Source organism: Roseisolibacter sp. H3M3-2, from assembly GCF_029211165.1.
GTDB lineage: Bacteria > Gemmatimonadota > Gemmatimonadetes > Gemmatimonadales > Gemmatimonadaceae > Roseisolibacter.
Genome location: NZ_JARGEK010000250.1, coordinates 1 through 7,352 on the forward strand (window position 1 = coordinate 1; position 7,352 = coordinate 7,352).

The 7,352-nt window shown below is 77.6% G+C and carries 3 protein-coding genes and 1 pseudogene; 3 read left to right on the forward strand and 1 reads right to left on the reverse strand.

Annotation, left to right across the window (positions count from 1 at the left end; genetic code table 11):
- Nucleotides 1-3,242, forward strand: a pseudogene (locus tag PYV61_RS17665) (hypothetical protein); the annotation flags it as partial.
- Nucleotides 3,243-3,305: 63 nt separating this feature from the next.
- A complete protein-coding gene (locus PYV61_RS17670) occupies nucleotides 3,306-5,720 on the forward strand; it encodes an ATP-binding protein (RefSeq protein ID WP_275834036.1) in 2,415 nt (804 codons plus the stop codon).
- A 70-nt stretch (nucleotides 5,721-5,790) separates the two neighbouring features.
- Here the strand turns inward: PYV61_RS17670 and PYV61_RS17675 are convergent, their stop codons facing one another.
- Nucleotides 5,791-7,041 carry an iron-containing redox enzyme family protein gene (locus tag PYV61_RS17675; protein ID WP_275834038.1) on the reverse strand — a complete coding sequence of 417 codons (1,251 nt, stop codon included), beginning with the start codon at nucleotides 7,039-7,041 and terminating at the stop codon, nucleotides 5,791-5,793.
- A gap of 42 nt (nucleotides 7,042-7,083) precedes the next feature.
- Here PYV61_RS17675 and PYV61_RS17680 point away from each other — a divergent pair.
- A partial coding sequence (locus PYV61_RS17680) for a hypothetical protein (protein ID WP_275834040.1) occupies nucleotides 7,084-7,352 on the forward strand: 269 nt, incomplete at its 3' end.

The following is a 7,352-nucleotide window of genomic DNA, read 5'->3' on the forward strand; positions in this document are numbered from 1 at the left end:
CGGCGCTCGGCGCGGGGGCCGCCGGGGCTGCGCTGCTGTCGCGCGTGCGCGCGCTGCGCGCCTGGCCCTACCGCGCCCGCGACGTGCTCCCGCCGGCCGCCTTCGTCGCGCTCCCCGCGCTGCTGCTCGTCGTGTCGAGCGCGGCGTCGGTCAGCCGGCTCGGGATCACGCTCGGCTTCGCCATCGCCTGCGCCGGGCTGCTGCTCGTGGTGCGCGTGGTGACGGTGCTGTGGTACGCCGAGACGCGCGCGCGGGCGCTGGCGGCGCCGGTGCCGCGGCAGCTCGGGTGGTGGATCGTGCTCGCCGCGCTCTCGGTGTACGCCGGCTACCTCGCGGCCGACCGCGGGCTGGTGCTGCTCCTGTTCACCGCCGTGCTCACGACGGTGGTGTTCGGCGCCGCGACGCTCGGCGGGCGGCGGCTGGCCGGCGCGCTGGCGATGCTCGCCGCCGTGGTGACGGCCATCGCCTTCGCGCTGCACGCGCCGCTGCGCGGGCTCCCCGACCCCGACGCGCGCCTCGCCACGCCGCAGATGCGCTACGCCGCCGTGCGCGCCCCCGAGGCGCTGCAGCGGCAGGCGCTGGTCGCACCGCCGGCCGAGGCGCGCGAGATCGTCAGCACGCTGCAGCAGGACTGGGGGATGCGCGCCTACGCCGCGCTCGGCGGGACGTGGGGGCGCGGCGCCTACGGCGTGCCGTACGTCCCGCGCGCCATCGCCCCCGACGTCGCGCTCACCGACAACGTCTTCTCGCTGTGGGTGCTGGCGGAGCACGGCTTCGCCGGCGCGGCGGCGGTGCTCGCCACGTACCTCGCGCTGGCCGGCGCGCTGCTGCTCGCCGCCGCGCACGCGACGCGCCGCTACGCCACGGTGCACCGCGCCATCCTGCTCGGCGGGCTCGCCGCGTACGTGCTGACGCCCGCGCTGTACATGGCGGCCGCCAACGCGTCGCTCCTCCCGCTCACCGGGCAGAACCTCCCCGGGCTCGGGCTGCGGTCGGGCGCCGACGCGGCGTTCGTGGCCTGGCTGGTGGCGCTGGCGCTGGCCGCGCTCCCCGGCGACGGCGACGACGCGTCGCGCGACTACGTCGAGACGCGCGCCAGCGCGGGCGCGCTGCGGCGCGCGCGGCGCGCGCTGGCGACGACGGCCGCGCTCGCGGTCGCGCTCACCGCCCTCGTGGGCGCCGCGGCCTGGCGCGCGACGCACGCCGAGCTCGCGCCGTTCACGCTCGACTCGCTCGGCGACGCGCTGCGCGTGGAGCTGGCGCGCGGCGACGTGCGCGTCGCGGGCGACACGCTGGCCGTCGCGTCGACGGCGCTCGGCAAGCCGGGGTTCGGCGAGGGGGCGTTCCTGCGCGCGCTGGTGGCGCAGGGGAACGCGTTCGCCGCCGGGCGCGGCGACCGCCGCGCGCGCCGCCGCGACCGCGGCCCGTGGCTGGTGCGCGCCGACTCGGCGGTGCGCGTCGCCGACCAGGGGTGCCGCGTGGCGTCGCCGATCGCCGGCGAGACGTGGCGCGGCACGCTCGCCGGCGGCGCGACGGGCGCGGGCGCCGAGCGGCTGCTGGTGTCGCGCCGGCTCGTGGTGCGGTTCGACGACGCGGCCCCCGAGACGGTCGTGTCGTGCGCCGACACGGGCGTGGTCGCGGCGCGCGCCGTGACCGTGCAGTGCGGCGCCGCCCGCGCGCGCGTCGACGGCGCGCGGCCGCTCCTCCCCGGCGCGGTGCTGGCCGTCGAGGGGGCGACGTTCGTGGCCGACGAGGCGGCGCGCGGCGCCTGGGGGTACGCGCGGTGGCGCAACGGCGACGTCGGCCGCGTCTCCCCCGAGGGGACGCCGGCGCCGCTGGCGGCGCTCGACGCGACGTTCGCGCGCTCGCTGCGCGCCTCGGGCGCCGACGACGCGGCCGCCGCGGCGCGGCCGAGCGTCGCGCGCGTGGAGCTGACGCTCGACCGCGCGCTCGCCCGCGCGCTGCAGGCGCGGGTGGCCGAGCGGTGCGCCGCGGCGGCCGTCGGGCGGCTGCACGCGCGCGCGGTGACGCTGGTGGACCCGCGCACCGGCGACGTGCTGGCGCTGGCGTCGTGGGAGCGCCCCGGCTTCCGCCCGCGCGCCTACCAGCCGGTGGACGCCAACCTGCGCGCGGCGCGCGGCGCGTCGACGGTGAAGCCGCTGATCGCCGCCGCGGTGCTGGCGCGCTACCCGCGCCTGCGCACGCTGGAGGTCGACCACCCGGGCGAGGCGTTCACCGCCGCCGCCGGGTGGCCGGTCGCGACCGGGATCCCGTTCGCCTCGGCGCTGCACGGGTGCCGCGCGCCGATCGGGTGGGACTGCGCGCTCGCCGGCTCCAACAACCTGTACGCGGTGACGCTCGGCCTCCTCGGCCTGGCCGCCGAGCCGGGGCCCGACGCGCCGCTGCCGCGCCTCGACGGGCGCCCGTCGGCCGGCCCCGAGTTCCGCGTGGAGGGCGCGGCGGTGCGGGCGCGCCCGCGGCTGGCGGTGCGCGACGTCGGGGCGCTCAAGAAGGCCTCGCCGCTCGCCCGCAACCTCGACACCCTGTTCGGCGCCCGCACGGTCGTGCGCCCCGCCGAGGGGTTCGACACCACGCTGTGGGCGGGGCTGCGCGCGCGCGGGCTCGTGACCGCGCTCGGCGGGCCGTGGGGGCGCGTGTCGCCCGAGCCGGTGCAGCTCCCGCTGGCGTCGGCGCGCTACGACACGCTGCGCTTCCTGGCCGGCTTCCTGATCGGCGAGGGGGAGCACGCCTGGAGCAACGCGGCGATGGCGCGGGCGATGGCCCGGCTGGCCACCGGGCGCGCGGTCGAGCTGCGGCTGGTGCGGCGGGTGGGGGACGTGGCGCTCCCCGCCGCCGCGGCGCCGGCGCTCCCGTTCGGGGAGGGGCGCGGGGCGGTGCTCGACGGGATGCGCGCGGTCGTCGAGCGCGGGACGGGGGTGCGGGCGCGGCAGGCGCTCCCGGCCCCGGCGCTCGACCTGTGGGGGAAGACGGGGACGGCGGGGACCGACGCCGCCTCGGGGGCCACGCCGGTGTCGCGCTTCGTGTTCGGAGGCGGGGCGCGGGAGCGCGCCGACGCCGGGCGCCTGTGCCCCGCGGTGGGGGCGGTGCTGGTGGAGGCCGAGCGCGGGGCGGCCGAGCGGCTGCCGGCGGTGGAGCTGTTCGCCGACGCCGTGGCGCCCGTCCTCCGGGAGCGGCTGGGGTGGGACGGGGCGGGCCGATGCGGCGGGGGCGCGCGGCCCTGAACTGGCAAAGGGGAGGGGCCGGACCATCTTAGGGTCTTCCCCACGTCCCCCGCACGGCCGGCCGTGTCCGACTCGCTCGCCATCCCGTTCGTCTCGGTCGACACGCCCATCGACCTCACCAACTGCGACCGGGAGCCGATCCACATCCCGGGGGCGGTCCAGCCGCACGGCGCCCTGCTGTCGCTGCGCGACCCCGACCTGCTGGTGCTGCAGGCGAGCGCCAACGTCGGCGGGCTGCTGGGCATCCCCGTGGAGCGGCTGCTGGGGACGCGGCTGGCCGACCACGTCGGGGCCGAGCAGGCGGAGGCGCTCCTCGCGCCGCTGCGGCGCGGCGAGTCGCGCGCCTACCACCCGATCGAGCTGACGCTCGGCGACGCCCGGCTGGACGGGGTGGTGCACCGGAGCGGGCGCGCGATCGTCGTCGAGCTGGAGCCGCACGACGGGACGACGCTCTCGTACTACGACTTCCACGAGCTCGTGCGCGGCGTGCTGACGCGCATCGAGACGGCGGAGTCGCTGGTCGCGCTGGCGGGGACGATCGCCGAGCAGATGCGCGCGCTCACCGGCTTCGACCGCGTGTGGGTGTACAAGTTCCACGAGGACTGGCACGGCGAGATCATCGGCGAGGCCAGGCGCGGCGACATCGAGACGTGGCTGGGGATGCACTACCCGGCGAGCGACATCCCGGCGCAGGCGCGCGCGCTCTTCCTGCGCCACTGGCTGCGGATGATCGTCGACATGGACTACGCGCCGGTGCCGCTGGTGCCGCGCGACGACCCGACGACGGACGCGCCGCTCGACCTCGGCGGCGCGGTGCTGCGCGCGGTGTCGCCGATCCACGTCGAGTACCTGAAGAACATGGGGGTGACGGCGAGCCTCGTCGTCTCGCTGGTGAAGGAGGGGAAGCTCTGGGGGCTGATCTCGGGGCACCACTACTCGGGGCCGAAGTTCGTCCCCTACGCCACGCGCACGCTGTGCGAGTTCCTGGCGCAGGCGTTCTCGACCCAGCTCGGCATGGCGGAGCGGGTGGAGGACCGCGAGCGGGCGCTGGAGGTGCGCGCGCTGCAGGCGCGGCTGCTCGAGCGCTTGGGGCGCGAGGCGACGTTCGCCGGCGCGCTGGCCGGCGACCCGCGGCTGCTGCTCGACGTCGTGGGCGCGGGGGGCGTGGTGCTGTCGCTGGGGGGCGAGACGACGTCGGCGGGCGACGTGCCGCCCCCCGACCTGGTGGCCGCGCTCGTCGGCTGGCTCGACCTGCAGCCCGAGGCGGTGCTCGCGACGTCGGCGCTCCCGTCGCGCTTCCCGCCGGCGGCGCGCGCGCAGGGGGTGGCGAGCGGGCTGCTGGCGGTGCGGCTCTCGGCCACGCGCCCCGACTGGCTGCTCTGGTTCCGCCCCGAGTGCAAGCAGTCGGTGCGGTGGGCCGGCGACCCGCGCAAGCCGGTGCTGATGACCGAGAGCGGCGTCGCGCGCCTCCAGCCCCGCGGCAGCTTCGAGCTGTGGGAGGAGGAGGTGAAGGGGACGTCGACGGCGTGGCACCCCGCGGAGGTCGCGGCCGCCGGCGAGCTGCGCCGCGTCGTGATCGACCTGCTGCTCCGCCGCGCCGACGAGATCGCGGCGCTCAACGCCGAGCTGGCGACGGTGAACGACCAGCTGATGGAGAGCGCGACCGAGCTCGAGCTGCAGGCGGAGGAGCTGCGCATGCAGACGGAGCTGCTGCTCGAGGAGCGCACGGCGCGCGAGGACGCGCTCGACCGCGAGCGGGCGGCGCGCGGCGAGGCCGAGGCGGCGAACCAGGCCAAGAGCGAGTTCCTGGCGATGATGTCGCACGAGCTGCGCACGCCGCTCAACGCCATCGGCGGCTACGCGCAGCTGATGGAGCTCGGGCTGCGCGGCCCGACGACGAACGACCAGCGCGCCGACCTGGGGCGCATCCAGACGAGCCAGCGCCACCTGCTGGGGCTCATCAACTCGATCCTGAACTTCGCGCGGCTGGAGTCGGGGCAGGTGCAGTTCGCCTTCGCCGACGTGCCGCTCGCGGAGCTGGTGCAGGCGGCGCACGACCTGGTGGAGCCGCAGCTGCAGGCGAAGGGGCTGCGCTCGCGGTGGGAGGCGTGCGACGCGGGGGTCGTCGTGCGCGTGGACGCCGAGAAGGCGCGGCAGATCCTGCTCAACCTGCTGTCGAACGCGATCAAGTTCACGCCGACCGAGGGCGAGGTCGTGGTCTCGTGCGCGGTGGACGGGGCGGCGGCGGCGGTGCGCGTGCGCGACACGGGGCGCGGGATCCCCGCCGACCGGCTGGCGCACATCTTCGAGCCGTTCGTGCAGGTGGACCGCCACCTCTCCCCCGCCCACTCCGACGGCGTCGGCCTCGGCCTCGCGATCAGCCGCGACCTCGCCGAGCGGATGGGGGGGACGCTCGCCGTCGAGAGCCGCGTCGGCGTGGGGAGCACGTTCACCCTCACGCTCCCGATCGCGGACTGACGCCGCGGGGCTGCGGGCGGCGGGCTGCGGATTCGGAACCCGCAGCCCGCCGCCCGCAGCCCGCAGCGTCTCACCGCGTGAGCTCCGCGTACGAGTAGTCGAAGTAGTCCAGGCTCGCGTCCGCGCGCGCGATCAGCCCCTCCGCGATCCCGACGCGCGACGCGGGCACCGCCGCGACCTGCGGGCGCACGACGTGGTCGAGCCACCCCTCGGCGTGGCCGACGTCGATGATGGCGTGCGCGGCGTAGTAGCTCATGACCTTCTTGGGGATCCCGACGCGCAGCGCGCCGGTGACGAGGCGCGTGCACCGCTGCGGCGCGAGCAGCTCGACGGCGCCGAGCGTCCCCTGCGCGCGGAAGGCGTTGCGGCGCGGGATGCAGCTCCAGAGCATGACGTTCGCGCCGGCGAGCACGGGCCACGACAGCTCGTGCGCCTCGGGGGCGGTGATCTTCAGCCCTTCGGTGAGGCGGTGGAAGAGGTGCGTGTGCACCGCGTGGCTCTTCCCGTTCCCCAGCTCGTCCCAGTAGTTCCGCCCCATCTCGATCTTCACCTCGCCGCGCGTCCCCACCTGCCCGAGCGCGACCAGGTCGTCGAACGCCGCCTCGCCGGCCGCCTCGAGGCGCAGGAAGCGCTCGAGCTGCGCGCGGTCGGCCTCGGACGACAGGAAGCCGTGCAGCGGGTGCTCGTAGAGGGGGTGCGTGAACGCGACGCGCTTGTACCACTCGACGAACGCGTCGGGGTCGGCCGGCAGCGCCGACGCGTCGAGCGCGGTGCCGAGGCGGCGCGCGGTGCGGCGCGCGCGGGCGAGCAGGTCGCGCTCCCACGCCCGCTCGAGCGTCGCCAGCAGGCGGCAGGTGAAGGGGTGGAGCTGGTTCTCGGCGGTCTCGTGGTGCGGCAGGCGGACGTGGGTCTGGTAGCACGCGAGCAGCGTGCGGTGCAGCTCGTCGCGCGCGGCGTGGTCGACGGTGGCGTCGGCGGCGCGGTCGCTGACCGCGTCGCGCGGGTAGGCGCGCTCTGCCAGCCGGCGCGCGCGGGCGACGACGGCCTCCTCGCGCCCGGGGTCGGCGGCGAGCACGTCGTCGAGCGGCGGGCCGAAGAGGAGCGCGGCGACCTCGGACGAGAGCGAGGGCGCGACGTCGGCCAGCTCGGCACGCGCCGTGCGCCTCGCGTCCTGCTGCGCCGACGGCGGCGCGAGCAGCAGGGGCAGCTCGAGGTGCGCCTCGGGCTCGGGGGCGTGGTCGGCGAGCGCGCGTCGGCGCGCGATCCCGCCGCGCGGCGCGGCGGACGACGGGGAGGACGGGGATGCGTCGGAAGACTTCATGGTGCCTGCGACGAAGGCAGGGCGCGTACCGCGGGGCCGCCCGTGCGTGAGCGCGTCGCGCCGCGCGCGTCGGTCCCGTCGCTCGCCGCCGCGGCGGCGGCGCGGCTGGAACGATTCCGCCCCCCGTTCGCGTTCGGCGACTTCTTCGCCCCCGAGGACACGCTGCTGTGCGTCCTCGCCGCGGAGCACGCGCTGGCGCGCCACGCCGCCGACCGCGGCGCGCCGCCGCGCGCGTACGTCGAGCTGACGTGCGGGAGCGCGGTGGTCGCGCTGGCGCCGTTCGGCCGGTGGCCGGCGCTGCGCGCGTGGGG

Coding starts and splice junctions, on each gene's coding strand:
- PYV61_RS17675 (WP_275834038.1), bottom strand. CDS start 7,041: ATGAAGTCTTCCGACGCATCCCCGTCCTCCCCGTCGTCCGCCGCGCCG.